Source organism: Hylemonella gracilis str. Niagara R, assembly GCF_000600295.1.
GTDB lineage: Bacteria > Pseudomonadota > Gammaproteobacteria > Burkholderiales > Burkholderiaceae_C > Hylemonella > Hylemonella gracilis_A.
In genome coordinates, this window is sequence record NZ_JEMG01000001.1 from 2,327,371 (window position 1) to 2,344,832 (window position 17,462).

The following is a 17,462-nucleotide window of genomic DNA, read 5'->3' on the forward strand; positions in this document are numbered from 1 at the left end:
CGGTGTCGGTCAACGCGGAGGCGAAGTGTTACTCGCGCGCGGGCAAGGCCATCAGGCAATCGACCAGCATCTGCGCGGCCTCGCCCAGGCGCGGGCCGGGGCGCGAGAGCAGGTCCATGCGGTCCGCGTCCAGCAGGCACAGCTGCTGCTGGCGCAGGGCGGGCAAAGCGCTCCAGCCCGGGCGGTCCGCCGCGTGGGCCAGCGTGGCGCGCGGGCCGATGATGATGTCGGGCGGATGGCGCAGCAGCAGTTCGGGGTTGATGCGGGGGAACAGGCCCAGTTCACCACCCACCACGTTGACCAGGCCCAGGCGGGCCACTGTCTCGCCGATGAAGCTCTTGTCGCTGGCAGCCGAGCCCGGCGCCACCTCCACGTAGACGGAGCGCCCGCGCAAGGCGGCGGGCACACGGGCAGCGGCAGCGTTCAGTTCGACGTCAATACGCGCCACCAGCTCGGCAGCGCGGGCTGGCTCGCCCAGAGCGTCACCCAACTTGAGCAGCATGCGCTTCAGGTCGGCGTGGGTGCGGCCGTCCAGCGTGAGCACGGGCACGCCCAGGGCCTGCAATCGTTCACCCGCGCGGCTGCGCGGGCCCAGCAGCACCATGTCGGGCCGCAGGGCCACGATGCGCTCGATCTGCGCGTCTTCGAGCCCACCCACCCTGGGCAAGGCCAACACGGTGTCGGGCCAGCTCGAATGGCGATCGGCGCCCACCAACTGGGCGCAGTGCCCAAGCGCGCAGACGGACTCTGTCAAGGACGGCGCGAGCGTGACGATGCGCTGCGGGGTCTGGGCCGAGGCCAGGCAAGACAACAAGCTCCATGCAGCCAGCGAGGACAGGCGAGACAGTCTGAGACGCGCGGGAGCGATGGTCCGAGTCCGCGCCGGGCCGCCCCCAGCGTGCTCAGCCCCCTCGGGGGGCAGCGCAGCACACGCAGTGGCAAGCGTGGGGGCCAACATGTCTTCAGTCTTCAATGCCGCGCTGCGCTGGCACACCCGCGTTGAAGTGGTGCTTGACGAGCGTCATCTCGGTCACGGTGTCGGCCAGTTCCACCAGTTCGGCGGGCGCGTTGCGCCCCGTCAGCACCACATGCACCTGGGCCGGCCGCTCGCGCAGGCAGGCCAGGATGGATTCCAGCGGAATCCAGCCATAGCGCAGCGGGTACATGATCTCGTCCAGCACCACCATGAAGTGCTGACCCGCACGGATCGTGGCCTCGGCCTTGGCCCAGCCGTCCAGCGCGAGCTGGGCCGAGTGGTCCAGGTCGCGGCTCTTCCAGCTGAAGCCATCGCCCAGGCCTTCGATGGGTATGCCCAGTTGCTCGAACAGCCGGTGCTCGCCAAAACGCGCCGTCGGCACTTTCATGAACTGGTAGACCTTGACGGCCTTGCCGCGGCCATGTGCGCGCAAGGCCAGGCCGAAGGCGGCCGTGCTCTTGCCCTTGCCATTGCCGGTATGCAACAGCACCAGGCCGCGGCGCTCGCCTTGCGGCTTGGGGGTGTCGCGCGAGACGGGGGGGGCTTCGATCTCCATCGTGTCGTCCTGTGAGGCAGTTGGAACGGCGGCTCAGGCGGTCTGGTAGAGGCGTTGCTCGACCCAGGCACTGCCCTTGAGGCGCTGCACGGTCTTGGCCAAGGCCAGCACGCCCAGGTCAACCAGGGGCTCCAGCAGCACCACGGTCATGTAGGCGGCGCCAAAACTGCCGATCTGGACGAAGTTTTCCGCATTGAACCCATGGCCGTACAGCGCCCAGAAGGCCACCCAGGCCACGATGCCGCCCTGGTAGGCCACGGACAGCTTGAAGGCCTGCTGGTAACTCAGGTCCACATACGCCATGTGCTCGGGCACGATACGGCGCGCCAGAACATGCGTGACAAACAGAGGCAGCAGCAAGGTGGTGACGTTCATGCCGTACTGCGGCAGGTCCTGCGGCGCAAAGAACAGGCTCTGGATCGCCAGGCCTCCGACCAACCCCAGGGCGGCGGGCGCCACGCCGAAAACCAGCAACAAGGTGGTGCCCAGGATCAAATGCACCTCCGACACGCCTACAGGATGGTGGGGCAGCACCTCGAAGAAGCAGAACACGAGGGCCACGCACAGCAGGCTGCGCGCGAGCAGGGACAGCGGGCCGTCCTTGCGCAGCGCGTCCAGCGCCAGCTTGCCTGCGTAGACGGCAGCGGCGGTGCCCGTGGCGTAACTCAGGAAGATCTTGGTCCCATCGACCAGTCCGGGTTCGATATGCATGGTCTGACTCCTTGGTGAAAATTGAAGCAGGTAGAACGGAAAAACGCAGGGTTGTCAGCGGGGCTGCTCCCGGCCCGTCACGGGCAGCGCCACCCACTGCCCCGCCAAGGCATGGATGGCGATGCGGTGATCGAAGACCTCCATCAGCGCGGCGTGCGTGGATGCGTCACCGCTCGTGCCATGGTGGCTCACCCGTCCCCGGGCCATGACCACCAGCTCTTCAGCGCAAAGGGCCAGGCTGATTTCATGCAGCACGCTGACCACGGTGCGGCCCTGCGCCACGAGCGCGCGCACCACGGCCAACCAATCGGCCTGGTGCGGCGGGTCCAGATTGGCCAGTGGCTCGTCCATCAGCAGGACATCGGCCTCGACGGCCAAGGCACGGGCCAGCAGCACCCGCTGGCGCTCCCCACCCGAAAGCTGGCCCAGCGGCCGATCGCGCCAGTCCCAGGCCTGGGTGGCGCGCAAGGCGCGTTCGACGGCCGCATGGTCGGCCGCGCTGGGCGGCGCCAGCCAGGCTTGGTGCGGCAGGCGGCCCAGCATGGCCACGTCGTGGACCAACAGGTCATCGCTGGCGCCTTCGTTCTGGCCCAACCAGGCCAGGCGGCGCGCCCGGGTGCGGGCCGGCAGGCTGGGCATCGGTTCACCCAGCAAACAGACCTCGCCTCGGGCCTGGGGCAGCAAACCCGCCAAGGCCTTGATCAACGTGGATTTGCCGGCGCCATTGGGGCCGACGATGCTGGTCCAGCGCCCGGCGGACAGATCCAGATCGATGGCGTGCAGGACGTCCGACTCGGCCAGCGTGGCGCTCAGGCCGCGCGCACTCAGGGCAGGAGCGCCCGGGACAGTTTTTGCCGGCACCGGGGCATCGGTGTCATTGCGCAAGATCATGCCAGCCCTCCCCCGCCCCGGGTGCGCCGGTGCATGAGCCACAGCAGGTAGCTGCCGCCCAGCACCGCCGTGAGCACGCCCACGGGCAGCTCTTGCGGAGCGATCAGCCAACGCGCGAGGATGTCTGCCGCCATCAGCAGCACGCCGCCCATGCCAGCCGCCAGCAGCAGTAGCCGGTCGTGCGTGGTCTTGACGATGGAGCGCACCAGGTGAGGTGCGGCCAGACCCACGAAGGCGATCAGGCCGGTCTGTGCCACGGCCGTGCCCGTGGCCAGCGCGAGCACGGCGACCAGCACCACGCGCATGCGGACCAGCGGCAAGCCCAGGCTGGCCGCCGTGGCCTCGCCCAGGCTGAGGCCGTCGAGCGCGCGCGCGCAGACCCAGGCGGCCAGGGCACACAGCCCCCCGAGGGCGGCCATCAGCGCGCAGCCGGACCAGCCCACGAAGCTCGCGCTGCCCAGGTTGAACCCCAGCATGGCCGGAACGATATCGGGCGCGGCCAGCGTGACCAGGTCCTTCGCCGCGCCCAGCACCACACCCACGATGACGCCCGCCAGCAGCAGGCGCAAGGTGTGCTGAACGCCGCGCGCGAGCTGCAGGGTCAGCAGTACTGCAAGCACCGCACCGAGAAAGGCCGCGCCCGTGAGCCCCAGGCGGGTGACCCAGGCCAGGGTCGAGCCACTGCCCAAGGTGCTGCCCAGCACGGCCATCGCCGAGGCCACGCCCAGCGAGGCGCCCGAGGCACTGCCGAGCAGGAAAGGATCGGCCAGTGGATTGCGAAACAGCCCCTGCGCCACGGCGCCGGCCAGGCCCAGCAGCGCGCCGGCCAACCAGGCGCCCAGGGTGCGCGGCAGCCGGATCTGCCAGACGATCTGCGCGGCCACCGGGTCCTGCGCGGCGCGCAGCACGCTCTCGAAACCGGTGCTGCCCACGCTGGCGCCCAGCGCGAGCAGCAGGGCCGACAGCAGCAGCAGGCCCAGGCCGAGGGCGGAGGCCTTGTGCCTCATGGGCGCCCCCCACTGGACAAAGCAGCCGGGCCGACGGACTCCGGCAAGGCCAGCTTATCGACAATGCAGCGCGCCATGATGCGGGCGGCCTCGGCCATGCGCGGGCCAGGCCGCACGACGACGTCGGAGTCCTCCACGCCGTAGACGCACAGGCGCTGGCGGCGCACCGCGCGCATCTGGTCCCAACCCGGATACGGCACCCGCGCCTGCATGCTGCGGTTGCCAATCATGATGAGGTCGGGGTCGGCGCGGACGACGAACTCAGGGTTGAGGCGCGGGAAGGGACCGAGCTCGGCCGGGATCACGTTCTTCATGCCCAGGCGCGCGAGGGTCTCGCCGATGAAGGACACCTCGCCCGCGCCATACGGTCCACGGCTGACCTCGAAGTACACGCGCAGGCCGCGCGCGGCCGGCGGCAGGCTGCGCGCGGCGGCGTCCACCCCATCCTGGATCTCGCGCCAAAGCCGCTCGGGTTCGGTGGCGGGCACGTCCAGCAGCACGCCCAATTCATGCAGGACACGACGCACATCGGCATGGGTTTTGGGTTCCAGCGCGACAACCTTGAGCCCCAGGGCCTCCAGGCGCTCGCCCGCGCGCGAGGACAGGGAAATCAGCACCACGTCCGGCCTCAAGGCCACCACAGCCTCGATGCTCGGGTCCAGTCCGCCGCCGAGCCGGGGCAGGCGCGCGATGCTGTCGGGATGGTTGGAGTAGCGGTCCACACCGACCAGTCGCTGGCACTGGCCCAGGGCGCAAACGCTTTCGGTCAGCGAGGGCAGCAGGCTGACGATGCGCTGCGGGCTCTGCGCGAAGCGCACAGTGACACCGCGCTGGTCGGTGATCTCCAGCGCCTGCGCAGGACTGAACCAGGCCAGCGGCATGGCCACCAAGAGAGCCAGGGCGAGGCGCAATGTCATGCGTTGTCTTTCAGCGTGAGGGACAGGCCTGCGGCCATGAAGGTCACCCGTGCGCAGAGGGCGGCCACCTCCTGGTTGAGCCGGCCCAGGGTGTCCACGAATTGGCGCACCTCGCGCCCGAGCGGAATCACGCCCAGGCCGATCTCGTTGCCCACCAGCACGACCGGCCCGGGCGCGGTGCGCAGCGCCTGCAACAGCGCATCCACCGGTGCTTCGCCCGCGATGCCGTCGGCGGGCATCAGATGGTTGGTCAGCCACAGGGTCAGGCAGTCCACCACAAGCAGCGTGTCGGCGCGGCTGTGCGACGTGATCGCCTGGTCCACTCGCAAGGGTTCTTCCACCGTGCGCAGGCCGGGCACGCGCAAAGCGCGGTCCTGCTGGTGTCGGAGGATGCGGGCGCGCATCTCCTCGTCATACGCCAAACCGGTTGCGATCAGCACGGCGTGGTGGTCTGCCTGCTGTTGCAGCCAGTCGCGCGCCAGCAGTTCGGCGCGGCGCGACTTGCCGCTGCGCTGGCCGCCGAGGATGAGTTCGCTGCGGGCGAGGGTCAGGGGCGTATTCATGCGGCCAGCGCCTCGGACTGTTGCTGGCCCGCGCCGAACAGGCGCGCCACCAGCGGGGGCGCCGAAGGGAACCAGGCATGGAAATAACTGGCGACGATGCTGCCCTGCTGGTAGACCGCCTCGCCCTCCCCGGCCACCGGCCCGCCCCCCGGCGGACGGGTGCGCCAGCGCGGCCGCAGCGGCGTGTCACAGGTCGAGTAATGGAAGGTGTGGCCGCGCAGTTCCGCGTCGTCGATCTGCAATGCCTGCGGCCCCAGCGCGGCCAGGCGTTTTTGCAGGGTGACGCTGCCGGGCAGCAGACCCCAGAGTGCATGCGTGAGGCCCTCGCCATCGGTCAGCCGCTCGAACAAGGCCATCATGCCGCCGCATTCGGCCCAGAGCGGCCGACCCGCCGCGACATGGGCACGCAGGCTGTCGCGCAGGCCGTGGTTCGCAGCCAGACGCGCGGCGTGCAACTCCGGATAACCACCGGGCAGCCAGACGGCATCACAAACGGGCAAGACGCTGTCGGTCAGCGGCGAGAAAAATACCAGGCGTGCGCCCAGCGCCTGCAGGCATTCGAGGTTGGCGGCGTAGAGGAAGCAGAAAGCCGCGTCACGGGCCACGGCCACGGTCCGGCCTTGCAGCAGCGCGGGCATGGGCGGGTTCGTGGCTGGCGGGGCGAAATCCACGCGCCAGCGTAGTCGCAGCTCGTCCAGCGTCATGCGCCCAAGCGGCGTGTCGGCCAGCGCGTCGGCAGCAGCGTCGAGCCGTTGCAACGCATCATGAAGCTCTGTCGCGGCCACCAGGCCCAGGTGGCGCTCGGGGAGGACCAGGGCCGGGTTGCGCGACAAGGCCCCCAGCCAGTGCTCGGGCTCACGCAAGCCCCGCTGCAACATGCCCGCGTGGCGCGCGCTGCCCGCGCGGTTGGCCAGCACGCCTGCCCAAGGCAAGCCGTCCTGGTAATGCTGCAGGCCATGGGCGAGCGCCCCGAAGGTGCCGGCCATGGCCGAGGCATCGATCACGGCCAGCACCGGCAGGCCGAAGTGCCGGGCCAGGTCGGCCGCGCTGGGCTGGCCGTCGTACAGCCCCATCACGCCTTCGACGAGGATCAGGTCGGCCTCCCGCGCCGCCTGGTGCAGGCGCGCGCGGCAGTCGGCCTCGCCCGTCATCCAGAGGTCGAGTTGGTGCACGGGTGCGCCGCTGGCCAGCGTGTGCCAGAACGGGTCCAGGAAGTCCGGACCGCACTTGAAGACCCTCACGCGCCGTCCCTGACGCGCGTGCAGGCGCGCCAAGGCCGCCGTGACCGTGGTCTTGCCCTGGCCGGAGGCCGGGGCGGCGATCAGCAAGGCGGGACAGCGTGAGGGGGCAGTCATGGAGTTCCGAGCTTAACGGGGTGCCCAGCGCAGGGTCAGGTAGCCCGCGCGGCCTTGCTGGTTGTAGCCGTTGGCCGTCTGGTACTCCTTGTCACCCAGGTTGTTCAGACGTGCCTGCACGGACCAGTCAGGATTCAGGGCGTAGTCCACATGCAGATCGAGCGTGGCGTAGCCGGGCAGTTCGACGGTGTTCGCGTCATTGTCATATCGCTCCGATGCAGCCAGCACCGTGGCGCCGTACTTCCAAGCGCCAACGCGGTGGTCCGCGCCCAACACCAGTTGCTCATCGGCGCGGCGCCGCAGCTTCTTGCCGGTCACCTCGTTGCGCGCATCCAGCAGGTCCAGCGTGGCCCGCAGGTCCAGCGCGTCGAATTGGCCGTTGTAGCTGAGCGTCCACCCCTTGATGCGCGCTCGCGGAATGTTCGCGACCGCTGGCTGGGTCGTGATGAAACCCCTGATGCGATTGTCGAAGTAGACCGCTTGGTAAGCCTGCGTGCCCGGCGTGTAAGCCAGACCGACCTCGCGGTTGCGTCCCTCTTCAGGCTGGGTTGTCGTATTGCCGAAGCCAGGGTAGTACAGTTGGTTGAAGGACGGTGCCTTGAACGACGTGCCGTAGGAGGCATGAGCGCGCAGATGACTGGTGAGTTTGTAGCCGTAGCCCGCGAACCCTGTGGTCGCATCGCCAAACTGCGAGTTGTCGTCCCTGCGCACATTGAACTGCCACGCATGGTCTTCAGCCTCGCCATTGAGGCCGGCAAAAACCGAGTCCGTAGTGCGCTGATCGACCGTGTAGGCCGTGGTGCCGCTCACCTGCTGTTCCACACGCTCCATCCCCACCAGCAGCAAACCCAGTGGCGTGCCGATCTCGTTGAGCCAGGACCACTGGTCCTGATGTGTATCGAAGCGTGTCGGAGCGCTGCCTGTGTAGTTCGTCGATTTGTCGTCGCTGCCGCCATAGGCGAAGCGCGACTTCCAGTTCGGCAACAGCCGGCCTTCCAGTCCCATGCCATAGCTCTGCGCCTGAACGTCGGCATGCGTGTCATAGCTGCCGCTGCCGCTGTCATAGTTGTTCACACCGTCGGCGTAGAGCAAACGCGTGTCGAACTTCCAGCCCGGAGCGAAACGCCAGTCGAGGGCAGCGTTCACGCTGTCCTGGGAAAAACCATCGCGATCCGCGTTGTGGCTGCTGCCGACGCTTGAACTGGTGGACGAGAAGCCCTCTTCGCGCAGAGTCTGCACACCCAGGCTGTACGACACCTCTTCCGCACCTCCGCCCAGGCCGGTGCTGACTTCACGCCGGCCAGCGCTGCCCACGGTCGCCGAGGCATAAGGCGAGAAGCCCTCACGCCCCTGGCGCGTGAAGATCTGGATCACGCCACCGATGGCGTCGCTGCCGTACAGCGCCGAAGCGGGCCCCTTGAGGACCTCGATGCGTTCGATGCTTTCGAGCGGAATATTGTCGAAGTTGGCTTGGCCAGCCGTGGCCGAACCCATGCGCACTCCATCCACCAGCAGCAGCACATGGCGGCTCTCCGTGCCACGGATAAAGATGCTCGACGTCTTGCCCAAGCCGCCATTCGACGACAACTGCACGCCAGCCACGCGGGCCAGCAACTCGGCCACGGTGCGGCCCGTGCCCTTTTCAATATCGTCGCGGGTGATGATGACCACATCGCTGAGGACCTCATCGGCACGCGATTCGGTGCGGGTGGCGGTGATGATGGTGGGGCTGAGTTCAGCCGGCTGGGCGTGCAGGGACGCCGACAAGACAGCAGCCAGCGCGAACGCAGCCGGGCGCCGGTATGGGACACAAGTTTTCATGTGAAGGAGAACGGATACGAAGTCCTTCCCCGGCCTCCCCGCCAGGGCATGGACGTCACGGATGCGCGCAAAGACGCGCATCCACCTCGTTGGCCGGTATCCGGGCTGGTGGAAACAACCTCCCTCGCCTTCCCGGCTGCTTGTTCAGGGCAGCCAGTGGCCAATGAGGGAAGCGGCGCCTCGCGGCGCGTCCACTTACCGTTGCGGGGGCAGCGCAGGTTGGGCTTGCCGCGTGACGGCTCGCCTTCCTGCTTCCCGTTGAACTGCGGCCTGTGAACCACGCCGCGAGCACCAACGACGGAGATTCTACGTTCGAAATCCCTCGCAAACCCTAGAATGGGAACACTTTCATCGCCGATCCATGTCAGAACCCACCCCCATCGAAGCACTGGTCGAACGTGTCGAGCGCCTGCTCGTGCGTTACGAGGAATTGCAACGCACCAATGAACTGCTGCTTGACCAGGTCGAGGAGCTCAGCGCGGAACGTGATCAGCTCAAGCAACGCCTGCTGGCGGCCCGCACGCGCGTGGACGCGCTGCTCGAACGCATTGCCGAGCCGGGTGACCAGGAAGGCCTGAAGGACAGTCCATGAAACAGCTCGAAGTTCAGATCATGGGGCAAAGCTATCTGCTCGGCGCACCGGAAGGCGGCGAGGAGCGCCTGCGCCAGGCCGTGCAGCGCGTGGACGACGCCATGTGCAAGATCCGCGACGCGGGCAAGATCAAGGCGCGCGAGCGCATCGCCGTGCTGGCGGCGCTGAATCTGGCGTTTGACCTGGGCAGCAACTCGGCTGCGGCCCCCTTGCGGCCCGCGCAGGGCGAACCCGACTCCCTGGTTTCGGCCAGCGGACTGGACGCGCGCGACGCTGCGGCCATCAATACCCTGATCACCCGGCTCGACCAGGCCCTGGGCGAGGATGGCAGGTTGATCTGAACGCAGGTTCGCGACCGGGCCGGTGGAACACTGGCCATTGCCGAGCGAGCCAAATGGACACAGGGACAGCGCGAACCGACCGAGTCGACCCAACCGGACAGAAGGCTCACGCTGCGCCTACAATGCGACTGTCTGCAATGCCTGCCGGGCTTTATATTTCCTTGAACCAATGCTCATTGAGCAAGGGCTTGGAACATTGCCCCGCCAGCGTGATCGTCTCGCGTCAGATGAACCCAAGGCTGGGTTGACCTCGCCCACCTGAACCCCTGGTTCAGGATGCCGGTCCGGTGGGGCCATTGCAGACACCCCTCTTCCCGCGCCGCCACCCGTCCATGGACGGCGGTTCTGCCCCTCGAACCTCCCCTCGCCCACCCATGCGCATCGCCCTCATCGGTCAACAGGATTTCGGCAAGGCCGTGCTGCAGGCCTTTCTTTCACGCCATGCCTCCCATGGCGACCAGATCGTTGGTGTGTTCTGCAAACCCGAGGCGGCTGGCGAGAAACCGGACGCGTTGCGTGAGGCCGCCGAGGCTGCGGGCCTGCCCGTGTTCCAGTTCGCCAGCCTCAAGAGCGACGAAGCACAGGCCGCGCTGCGCGCGCTGGACGCTGACCTGGGCGTGATGGCCTACGTGCTGCAGTTCGCACCGCAGAGTTTCGTGAACATACCCAGGCACGGAACCATCCAGTACCACCCCTCGCTGCTGCCGCGCCACCGCGGCCCCTCATCCATCAACTGGCCCATTGCATTGGGCGCAACCCAAACCGGGCTCACCATCTTCCGCCCCACCGATGGTTTGGACGAAGGCCCTGTGATCCTGCAGAAGCGATGCGCCATCGAGGCCGACGAAACGCTGGGCGAGGTTTATTTCAACAAGCTGTTCCCGATGGGCGTGCAAGCCCTGTTGGAAGCAGCGGACCTGGTCGTCGCAGGCCGGCACACCGAGACGGCGCAGGACGAAAGCCAGGCCAGTTACGAGGGCTGGTTCAAGGCCGAGGAAGCACGCATCCACTGGGCACGGCCCGTGGATCAGGTCTACAACCTGATACGCGCCTGCAATCCGGCGCCAGGGGCCTGGTGCGAGATGAGCGGCGCCGAAGGCCAGGCCATGAAAGTCACGATCTACGACTGCCGCAAGCATGTGACTCGCACCTTTGGCGCGGTGCGCGGCAAGCCGGGCGACATCGTGGCCGTGGGTGAGCAATCCTTTTCCATCGCGGCCCAGGGTGGCGAGATTGAGGTGCTGCGCGTCAAGGCCGTGGTCAACGGCGTCAGCGGCAAGAAGGTGGACGCCACCACGTTCGCCCGAGAACACGGGCTACGTGCAGCATGCTGAATCTCCGGATCGGCATGGCACATCGGAAGATGATTTTTCGCCTATTGCAAATGTCAAACAGGTGACGGTGCCGATCACGCAGCTTTGAGTGCGGCCCCTCCCCGCTGATCGCGACCCGCACGCCCAGGCAGACCCCTCGCAAGAGGGGTCTGCCTTTTTGTTTGGTGACGTGAACCCTGTTTCCCTGGTGTTTGCCCTTGCGTGGACCGCATTCTTGCCGCATGCTCCTCGGAAAAGCCCCAATCACGGAAACCCTAGGGGGGCTCTGAAAAATAAAGAAAGTTGACCGCAATCAAGAGGAATTCAGCACCAAAATTTAGAGTACGCCTCATCGACTGATGCTCATGCGAATGAGCCCATTCGATAGGGCTATCGAAGAAGAAATCCACGTCCGAATACCGTCCACGACGGTGCAACGTCAACAGGAGACACTGATGAAGAGCTTTCAAGCCAGACTCAAAACCAAGGTAGCCGCCGTGGCCACCGCCGTGATCGCGGTCGCGGGCTTGGCCGCACCGATGGCGGCCCAAGCCTGGGAACCGACCAAGCCGGTCGAGTTCGTGGTTCCCGCAGGCACGGGTGGTGGCGCCGATCAGATGGCCCGTCTGATCCAGGGCATCATCGTCAAGCACGATCTGATGAAGCAGTCGCTCATCGTGGTGAACAAGTCGGGCGGCGCAGGCGCTGAAGGCTTCCTGTCCGTCAAGGAAGCCAAGGGCGATCCGCACAAGATCATCATCACCCTCTCCAACCTGTTCACGACGCCGCTGGCCACGGGCGTGCCCTTCAACTGGAAGGACATGACGCCGGTGTCGATGATGGCGCTGGACCAGTTCGTGCTGTGGGTCAACGCCGACAAGCCCTACAAGTCCGCCAAGGAATACATTGACGCCGTCAAGGCTGCGGGCCCCAACAAGATGAAGATGGGCGGCACCGGCTCCAAGCAGGAAGACCAGATCATCACCGTGGGGCTGGAAAAGGCCACCGGCACCAAGTTCATCTACATCCCCTTCAAGGGGGGTGGTGAAGTGGCCGTTCAACTCGTGGGCGGCCACATCGACTCCACCGTGAACAACCCGGCTGAAGCCGTTGCGCAGTGGCGCGCCGGCAAGCTGCGCGCGCTGTGCGTATTCGACAGCGAACGCCTGCCTTACAAGGCCAAGGTGACGGACACCCAGAGCTGGGCCGACATCCCGACTTGCAAGGAAGCCGGGGTGCCGACCGACTACGTGATGCTGCGCGGCATCTTCGCCGCGCCGGGCATCAGCGGCGACCAGCTCAAGTACTACGTGGACCTGCTGGCCAAGGTGCGTCAGACGCCTGAGTGGAAGGACGCCATGGAAAAGGGTGCCTTCAACCAAACCACCATGAGCGGCGCGGACTTCGCCAAGTGGCTGACGGCCGCCGAAGCGAACCACCGCCAGCTGATGTCCGAGGCTGGCTTCCTGGCCAAGTAAACCGGCCCCACGGATGTAGCCACTACACCGGGCCTTGAGAGACCAACAACAGAGTCTGCAAGGCCCGGTTCTTTTTTGAGTCAGTAATCGTCAGAAGTCATTTCGTCATGGAATCCAATCAATCTTCGGAGGAGGGCCGCGCCCTCGCCACCACCGGCACGGTGGACGCCGTGGTCGCGGTGCTGATCTTTCTCCTGGGCGCCCTCGTGATCTACGGCAGCCGCAAACTCGGCGCCGAGTGGGGTGATGACGGCCCCGGCTCGGGCTACTTCCCCTTCTACATAGGCGTGATCCTGTGCATTTCGGGTCTCGGCGTGTTCGTCCAAACCCTGCTGGCCAAGGGTAAGGCCAAGGAAAAGAACGCGGAAGCCTTCGTGGATCGCGAGTCCCTGGGTCGCGTGCTGGCCGTGCTCGTCCCCGCCATCGTGTATGTGGGCGCAGTCGATCTGATCGGCATCTACGTGGCGTCAGCCGTCTACATCATTCTTTTCATGGTGTACCTGGGCAAGTATGGCTGGCTCAAGAGCGTCATCGTCGGCCTTGCCGTCAACACCCTGTTCTTCCTGATGTTCGAGGTCTGGTTCAAAGTGCCGCTGCACAAGGGCGCGCTGGATCCGCTGAGCTTCCTGGGTTATTGAACATAAGCGGATCAATTTCGGAGACACAAGAAAATGGAAGAACTCAACGCACTGTTCCATGGGTTTGCGACGGTCATATCGCCCATGAACTTCCTGCTGATGGTGGTAGGCATTGTCCTGGGCGTGCTGATCGGCGTGCTGCCGGGCCTGGGCGGTGCCAATGGCGTGGCCATCCTGCTGCCGCTGACCTTCAGCATGAATCCCACCTCGGCCATCATCATGCTGAGTTGCATCTACTGGGGCGCGCTGTTCGGCGGCGCCATCACCTCGGTGCTGTTCAACATCCCTGGCGAGCCCTGGTCTGTCGCAACCACCTTCGATGGCTACCCCATGGCGCAGAAAGGCCATGCCGGCGAAGCATTGACGACGGCTTTCACTTCCTCCTTCATCGGAGCCTTCATCGCGGTGATCATGATCACCTTCCTGGCGCCGCTGGTGGCCAAGTTCGCGCTGAAGTTCGGGCCGCCGGAGTTCTTCTCGGTGTACCTGCTGACGTTCTGTTCCTTCGTGGGCATGGGCAAGGGCTCTCCGTTCAAGATCCTCGCCTCGATGACCCTGGGCTTCGCCCTGGCCTGCGTCGGCATGGACACCGTGACCGGCCAGTTGCGCCTGACCTTCGGCTTCCATGAGCTGATGCGCGGCTTCGACTTCCTGATCGCGGTGATCGGCCTGTTCGGCATCGGTGAAATCCTGCTGTCCATGGAAGAAGGTTTGGCCTTCAACGGCAAGAGCGCACGCATCGACCCGAAGGTGGTGTTCCAGACCTGGAAGAAGCTGCCCGCGTACTGGGCCACGTCGCTGCGCGGTTCGCTGATCGGCATCTGGATGGGCATCACGCCCGGCGGCGCGACGCCTGCCTCCTTCATGAGCTACGGCGTGGCCAAGAAGATGTCCAAGAATGGCGACAAATTCGGCACTGGCGAACTCGAAGGCATCGTCGCACCCGAAACCGCAGCCCACGCTGCGGGTACCAGCGCCCTGCTCCCTATGCTGGCCTTGGGCATCCCTGGCTCCCCGACGGCGGCGGTGCTGCTCGGTGGCCTGCTGATCTGGGGTCTGCAGCCGGGTCCGCTGCTGTTCGTCGAGCAGAAGGACTTCGTCTGGGGCCTGATCGCCTCCATGTACTTGGGCAACCTGGTCGGGCTGGTGGTGGTTCTGACCACGGTGCCGCTGTTCGCCTCGATTCTGCGCATTCCCTTCTCGATCATCGCTCCCGTGATCATCGTGATCTGCGCGATTGGCGCCTATACGGTGCACAACGCCATGCTCGACATCTGGTTCATGCTGCTGTTCGGCGTGATCGGCTACGTGTTCAAGAAGCTGGACTATCCGCTCGCGCCACTGGTGCTGGCCCTGGTGCTCGGCGACAAGGCGGAAGACGCCTTCCGGCAGGCAATGCTGCTGTCGCAGGGTGACCTGTCCATCATGTTCTCGAATGCGCTGGTGGGCGGCATCACGGCCCTGGCGCTGGTCATGCTGTTCTGGCCGCTGATCTCCAAGCTGCTCGCCTTGGTCAGAAAGCCCAAGCAGCCGGCCTTCACTGCGGAACGTCCGGTGGACTGACACGGCCTGCGGCGTCACCGGCGCCATCATCCAAGGGCGAAACAAAAGGCCCGCTTCCAGGCGAAGCGGGCCTTTTTCATGCAGAGGCGCGAGATACAGCCTCAGGCGTCATGCAGAATGATCAAATCTTGCCGCGCTGCTTCAGGCGACTCAGCGTCTCGGCCGAGAGATTGAGGTAGGCCGCCAGCTCTTTCTTGGGAATGCGGTCGAACAGCTCGCCATGTTTGCGCAGGAAGCGATGCACCCGTCCGGGCGCGTCCAGCAGGTGCAAGGTGATGGTGTGGGCCATGATTTCGCTCATATGGCTCATCACGCTGTGCTCGAACAGGCGTTTTTCCTCGACATGCTGCTCCAGAAAGGCGATCCATTCCGGCATGGGCAATTTGACGACACGCGCCTTGGTGACGGAGACGATGCTGTAGGGCGTGGGCGTCTTGAGCATCCAGGCGGCGTAGCTGGTTTCCATCTCGCGCTCCGCGGCGAAGCGCAGGATCATTTCCTTGCCCTGCGGATTGGCCACGACGCGCTTGAGCACGCCATCGAGTATGAAATACTGCTCCATCTCGTGGACGCCCTGGTGCAGCAGGAAATCCCCCTTGCCGCAATCCACCACGGTCAAGTGGGGTTCCAGCGCTTCATGCGCATCGGAGCCCAAATCCTTGAGCACCTGGTTTTGGCGCAATTGGACCCGGATGATGTTCTTTTCCGGGTGATTCTCAATGCTGCTCATGCTGACAACGCGCGCGCGCCCTGTCCGGCCGGCGCGGGCTCCGGGTTAGCGCTACTCCGATCGACCCGGGTGTTTATTGCGAAATTGACCGTGGTCAATGGAGCCTCCAAAACAGCTTTCTATCATAACCTCGCGTTGCACCTTCACTCACCCACCGCATTGCGCGGCGCGCCGCCCGTGCAATGGCCGACGATAACTTTTACAGCTACACAGCAGAGAGACGCACCATGTCCAACGACGCCCAAACCAGCACGCTGACCGATGGCTTTCACCTCGTCATCGATGCGCTCAAGCTCAACGGCATCAGCAACATCTACGGCCTGCCCGGCATCCCGGTCACCGACCTGACCCGCATGATGCAGGCCGAGGGCATGCGGGTGATTTCCTTCCGCCACGAAGCCAACGCCGGCAATGCCGCCGCGATCGCCGGTTTCATGAACGGTGCCAAAGGCGTGCCCGGCGTGTGCCTGACGGTGTCCGCCCCCGGCTTCCTGAACGCCCTGGTCGCCCTGGCCAATGCCACCACCAACTGCTGGCCCATGATCCTGATCTCGGGCTCCTCCGAGCGCGAGATCGTCGACCTGTCGCAAGGCGATTATGAAGAAATGGACCAGCTCGCCATCGCCAAGCCCTTGTGCAAGGCCGCCTTCCGGGTTCTGAACGCCGAGGACATCGGCGTGGGCATTGCCCGTGCCATCCGCGCCGCCGTCTCCGGCCGTCCGGGCGGCGTCTACCTGGACCTGCCGGCCAAGCTGTTCTCGCAGACCATGGACGCCGCCGCGGGCAAGGCCTCGCTGATCAAGGTCGTCGATCCCGCCCCGCGTCAGATTCCCGCGCCCGAGTCCATCACTCGCGCCCTGAACCTGCTCAAGGGCGCCAAGAAGCCGCTCATCCTGCTGGGCAAGGGCGCGGCCTACGCGCAGGCCGACAAGGACATCCAGGCCCTGGTCGAGAAGACCGGCATCCCCTACCTGCCCATGTCCATGGCCAAGGGCATCCTGCCCGACACGCACCCGCAGTCCGCCGCCGCCGCCCGCTCCTTCGTGCTGCCCGAGGCCGACGTGGTGCTGCTGATCGGCGCGCGCCTGAACTGGCTGCTGTCGCACGGCAAGGGCAAAACCTGGGGCGGCAAGGACCACAAAGACTGGGGCGGCCAGAAATTCATCCAGATCGACATCGCCTCCACCGAGTTCGACAGCAACGTGCGCATCGACGCGCCCATCGCGGGTGACATCGGTTCCTGTGTCTCGGCCATGCTGGCCGGCATCGGCAACAGCTGGACCAAGCCACCGGCCGATTGGACGAACGCCATCAACGACAAGAAGACCAAGAACATCGCCAAGATGGCCGAGACCCTGGCCAAGGATCCCAAGCCGATGAACTTCCACAGCGCGCTCAACGTGGTGCGCGACATCTTCAAGGCCCATCCCGACACCTTGCTGGTCAACGAAGGCGCGAACGCGCTGGACTTCACCCGTTCCATCGTGGACATGTACAAGCCGCGCAAGCGCCTGGACGTGGGCACCTGGGGCGTGATGGGCATCGGCATGGGCTTCGCGGTCGCCGCGGCCGTCGAGAGCAATCAGCGCGTCGTCGCCGTCTGCGGTGACAGCGCCTTCGGCTTCTCAGGCATGGAAGTGGAAACCATCGCCCGCTACAACCTGCCCGTCTGCGTGGTGATCTTCAACAATAACGGCGTCTACCGCGGCACCGATGTGAACCCGACCGGTGGCGCCGACGTGGCACCGACCGTGTTCGTCAAGGACGCGCGTTACGAGAAGCTGATGGAGGCTTTTGGTGGCGTGGGCGTGTACGCCCAGACCACGGCCGAACTGCGCAAAGGCATCGAGGACGCCCTCAAGTCCGGCAAGCCCACGCTGATCAACGCCATCATCGACGAGACGGCAGGCACGGAAAGCGGTCGCATCACCAGCCTGAACCCCGCCGCCGCCTTGAAGAAGTAATTCCAAGCACAACACCCATTCAAACCCGTTCCGCATCGACGGGACT

The 17,462-nt window shown here is 65.7% G+C and carries 17 protein-coding genes and 1 riboswitch; of the genes, 7 read left to right on the top strand and 10 right to left on the bottom strand.

The features are described 5' to 3' along the window. Positions 1-28: 28 nt before the first annotated feature. From AZ34_RS10765 to AZ34_RS10805, 9 genes are read right to left on the bottom strand one after another with little or no spacing between them, the layout of a single operon-like run. The gene (locus AZ34_RS10765; RefSeq protein ID WP_081767175.1) at positions 29-958 is read right to left on the bottom strand and encodes an ABC transporter substrate-binding protein; all 930 of its coding nucleotides are present in this window, start codon (positions 956-958) and stop codon (positions 29-31) included. Between the two features lie 4 nt (positions 959-962). Then, complete coding sequence (cobO, locus tag AZ34_RS10770; RefSeq protein WP_035607963.1) at positions 963-1,532, bottom strand: cob(I)yrinic acid a,c-diamide adenosyltransferase; 570 nt, start codon at positions 1,530-1,532, stop codon at positions 963-965. 33 nt (positions 1,533-1,565) lie between these two features. Then, positions 1,566-2,243, bottom strand: coding sequence for an energy-coupling factor ABC transporter permease (locus AZ34_RS10775; RefSeq protein ID WP_035607964.1), 678 nt, complete (start codon positions 2,241-2,243; stop codon positions 1,566-1,568). A 54-nt stretch (positions 2,244-2,297) separates the two neighbouring features. Continuing rightward, entirely contained in the window at positions 2,298-3,134 is an 837-nt protein-coding gene (locus AZ34_RS10780; protein WP_051509694.1) for an ABC transporter ATP-binding protein, read from the bottom strand. After that, entirely contained in the window at positions 3,131-4,141 is a 1,011-nt protein-coding gene (locus AZ34_RS10785) for a FecCD family ABC transporter permease (protein ID WP_035607966.1), read from the bottom strand. Before AZ34_RS10785 ends, AZ34_RS10780 begins: the two co-directional genes overlap by 4 nt. Further along, positions 4,138-5,058: an ABC transporter substrate-binding protein gene (locus AZ34_RS10790; RefSeq protein ID WP_035607969.1), complete on the bottom strand. Its 921-nt coding sequence runs from the start codon at positions 5,056-5,058 to the stop codon at positions 4,138-4,140. The genes AZ34_RS10785 and AZ34_RS10790 overlap by 4 nt, the downstream gene beginning before the upstream one ends. Further along, the gene (locus tag AZ34_RS10795) at positions 5,055-5,621 is read right to left on the bottom strand and encodes a bifunctional adenosylcobinamide kinase/adenosylcobinamide-phosphate guanylyltransferase (RefSeq protein WP_035607971.1); all 567 of its coding nucleotides are present in this window, start codon (positions 5,619-5,621) and stop codon (positions 5,055-5,057) included. Before AZ34_RS10795 ends, AZ34_RS10790 begins: the two co-directional genes overlap by 4 nt. Further along, positions 5,618-6,976, bottom strand: a complete 1,359-nt coding sequence (locus tag AZ34_RS10800; protein WP_035607974.1) for a cobyrinate a,c-diamide synthase — start codon at positions 6,974-6,976, stop codon at positions 5,618-5,620. The genes AZ34_RS10795 and AZ34_RS10800 overlap by 4 nt, the downstream gene beginning before the upstream one ends. A gap of 12 nt (positions 6,977-6,988) precedes the next feature. Then, positions 6,989-8,797 carry a TonB-dependent receptor domain-containing protein gene (locus AZ34_RS10805; protein WP_035607977.1) on the bottom strand — a complete coding sequence of 603 codons (1,809 nt, stop codon included), beginning with the start codon at positions 8,795-8,797 and terminating at the stop codon, positions 6,989-6,991. A 73-nt stretch (positions 8,798-8,870) separates the two neighbouring features. Next, a riboswitch (cobalamin riboswitch) is annotated at positions 8,871-9,108 on the bottom strand. A gap of 50 nt (positions 9,109-9,158) precedes the next feature. Between AZ34_RS10805 and zapB the strand changes: the two genes are divergently transcribed. The 6 genes from zapB (at position 9,159) to AZ34_RS10835 (ending at position 14,722) form a co-directional block, all read left to right on the top strand. After that, positions 9,159-9,389, top strand: a complete 231-nt coding sequence (gene zapB, locus AZ34_RS10810; protein ID WP_035607979.1) for a cell division protein ZapB — start codon at positions 9,159-9,161, stop codon at positions 9,387-9,389. Further along, positions 9,386-9,730 carry a cell division protein ZapA gene (locus AZ34_RS10815; protein ID WP_035607981.1) on the top strand — a complete coding sequence of 115 codons (345 nt, stop codon included), beginning with the start codon at positions 9,386-9,388 and terminating at the stop codon, positions 9,728-9,730. The genes zapB and AZ34_RS10815 overlap by 4 nt, the downstream gene beginning before the upstream one ends. A gap of 374 nt (positions 9,731-10,104) precedes the next feature. Then, positions 10,105-11,064 carry a methionyl-tRNA formyltransferase gene (locus AZ34_RS10820; protein ID WP_035607983.1) on the top strand — a complete coding sequence of 320 codons (960 nt, stop codon included), beginning with the start codon at positions 10,105-10,107 and terminating at the stop codon, positions 11,062-11,064. A gap of 434 nt (positions 11,065-11,498) precedes the next feature. Continuing rightward, complete coding sequence (locus AZ34_RS10825; protein ID WP_197026531.1) at positions 11,499-12,521, top strand: Bug family tripartite tricarboxylate transporter substrate binding protein; 1,023 nt, start codon at positions 11,499-11,501, stop codon at positions 12,519-12,521. A gap of 107 nt (positions 12,522-12,628) precedes the next feature. Continuing rightward, the gene (locus AZ34_RS10830) at positions 12,629-13,159 is read left to right on the top strand and encodes a tripartite tricarboxylate transporter TctB family protein (RefSeq protein ID WP_035607984.1); all 531 of its coding nucleotides are present in this window, start codon (positions 12,629-12,631) and stop codon (positions 13,157-13,159) included. A 33-nt stretch (positions 13,160-13,192) separates the two neighbouring features. After that, positions 13,193-14,722, top strand: a complete 1,530-nt coding sequence (locus AZ34_RS10835; RefSeq protein ID WP_035607986.1) for a tripartite tricarboxylate transporter permease — start codon at positions 13,193-13,195, stop codon at positions 14,720-14,722. 121 nt (positions 14,723-14,843) lie between these two features. Here the strand turns inward: AZ34_RS10835 and AZ34_RS10840 are convergent, their stop codons facing one another. Beyond that, a complete protein-coding gene (locus AZ34_RS10840; RefSeq protein ID WP_035607988.1) occupies positions 14,844-15,452 on the bottom strand; it encodes a Crp/Fnr family transcriptional regulator in 609 nt (202 codons plus the stop codon). A 227-nt stretch (positions 15,453-15,679) separates the two neighbouring features. Between AZ34_RS10840 and oxc the strand changes: the two genes are divergently transcribed. Further along, the gene (gene oxc, locus AZ34_RS10845) at positions 15,680-17,416 is read left to right on the top strand and encodes an oxalyl-CoA decarboxylase (protein ID WP_035607990.1); all 1,737 of its coding nucleotides are present in this window, start codon (positions 15,680-15,682) and stop codon (positions 17,414-17,416) included. Positions 17,417-17,462 lie beyond the last annotated feature (46 nt).

Coding starts and splice junctions, on each gene's coding strand:
- AZ34_RS10795 (WP_035607971.1), bottom strand. CDS start 5,621: ATGAATACGCCCCTGACCCTCGCCCGCAGCGAACTCATCCTCGGCGGC.
- AZ34_RS10780 (WP_051509694.1), bottom strand. CDS start 3,134: ATGATCTTGCGCAATGACACCGATGCCCCGGTGCCGGCAAAAACTGTC.
- AZ34_RS10840 (WP_035607988.1), bottom strand. CDS start 15,452: ATGAGCAGCATTGAGAATCACCCGGAAAAGAACATCATCCGGGTCCAA.
- AZ34_RS10785 (WP_035607966.1), bottom strand. CDS start 4,141: ATGAGGCACAAGGCCTCCGCCCTCGGCCTGGGCCTGCTGCTGCTGTCG.
- AZ34_RS10765 (WP_081767175.1), bottom strand. CDS start 958: ATGTTGGCCCCCACGCTTGCCACTGCGTGTGCTGCGCTGCCCCCCGAG.
- AZ34_RS10790 (WP_035607969.1), bottom strand. CDS start 5,058: ATGACATTGCGCCTCGCCCTGGCTCTCTTGGTGGCCATGCCGCTGGCC.
- AZ34_RS10835 (WP_035607986.1), top strand. CDS start 13,193: ATGGAAGAACTCAACGCACTGTTCCATGGGTTTGCGACGGTCATATCG.
- oxc (WP_035607990.1), top strand. CDS start 15,680: ATGTCCAACGACGCCCAAACCAGCACGCTGACCGATGGCTTTCACCTC.
- cobO (WP_035607963.1), bottom strand. CDS start 1,532: ATGGAGATCGAAGCCCCCCCCGTCTCGCGCGACACCCCCAAGCCGCAA.
- AZ34_RS10775 (WP_035607964.1), bottom strand. CDS start 2,243: ATGCATATCGAACCCGGACTGGTCGATGGGACCAAGATCTTCCTGAGT.
- zapB (WP_035607979.1), top strand. CDS start 9,159: ATGTCAGAACCCACCCCCATCGAAGCACTGGTCGAACGTGTCGAGCGC.
- AZ34_RS10805 (WP_035607977.1), bottom strand. CDS start 8,797: ATGAAAACTTGTGTCCCATACCGGCGCCCGGCTGCGTTCGCGCTGGCT.
- AZ34_RS10820 (WP_035607983.1), top strand. CDS start 10,105: ATGCGCATCGCCCTCATCGGTCAACAGGATTTCGGCAAGGCCGTGCTG.
- AZ34_RS10815 (WP_035607981.1), top strand. CDS start 9,386: ATGAAACAGCTCGAAGTTCAGATCATGGGGCAAAGCTATCTGCTCGGC.
- AZ34_RS10825 (WP_197026531.1), top strand. CDS start 11,499: ATGAAGAGCTTTCAAGCCAGACTCAAAACCAAGGTAGCCGCCGTGGCC.
- AZ34_RS10800 (WP_035607974.1), bottom strand. CDS start 6,976: ATGACTGCCCCCTCACGCTGTCCCGCCTTGCTGATCGCCGCCCCGGCC.
- AZ34_RS10830 (WP_035607984.1), top strand. CDS start 12,629: ATGGAATCCAATCAATCTTCGGAGGAGGGCCGCGCCCTCGCCACCACC.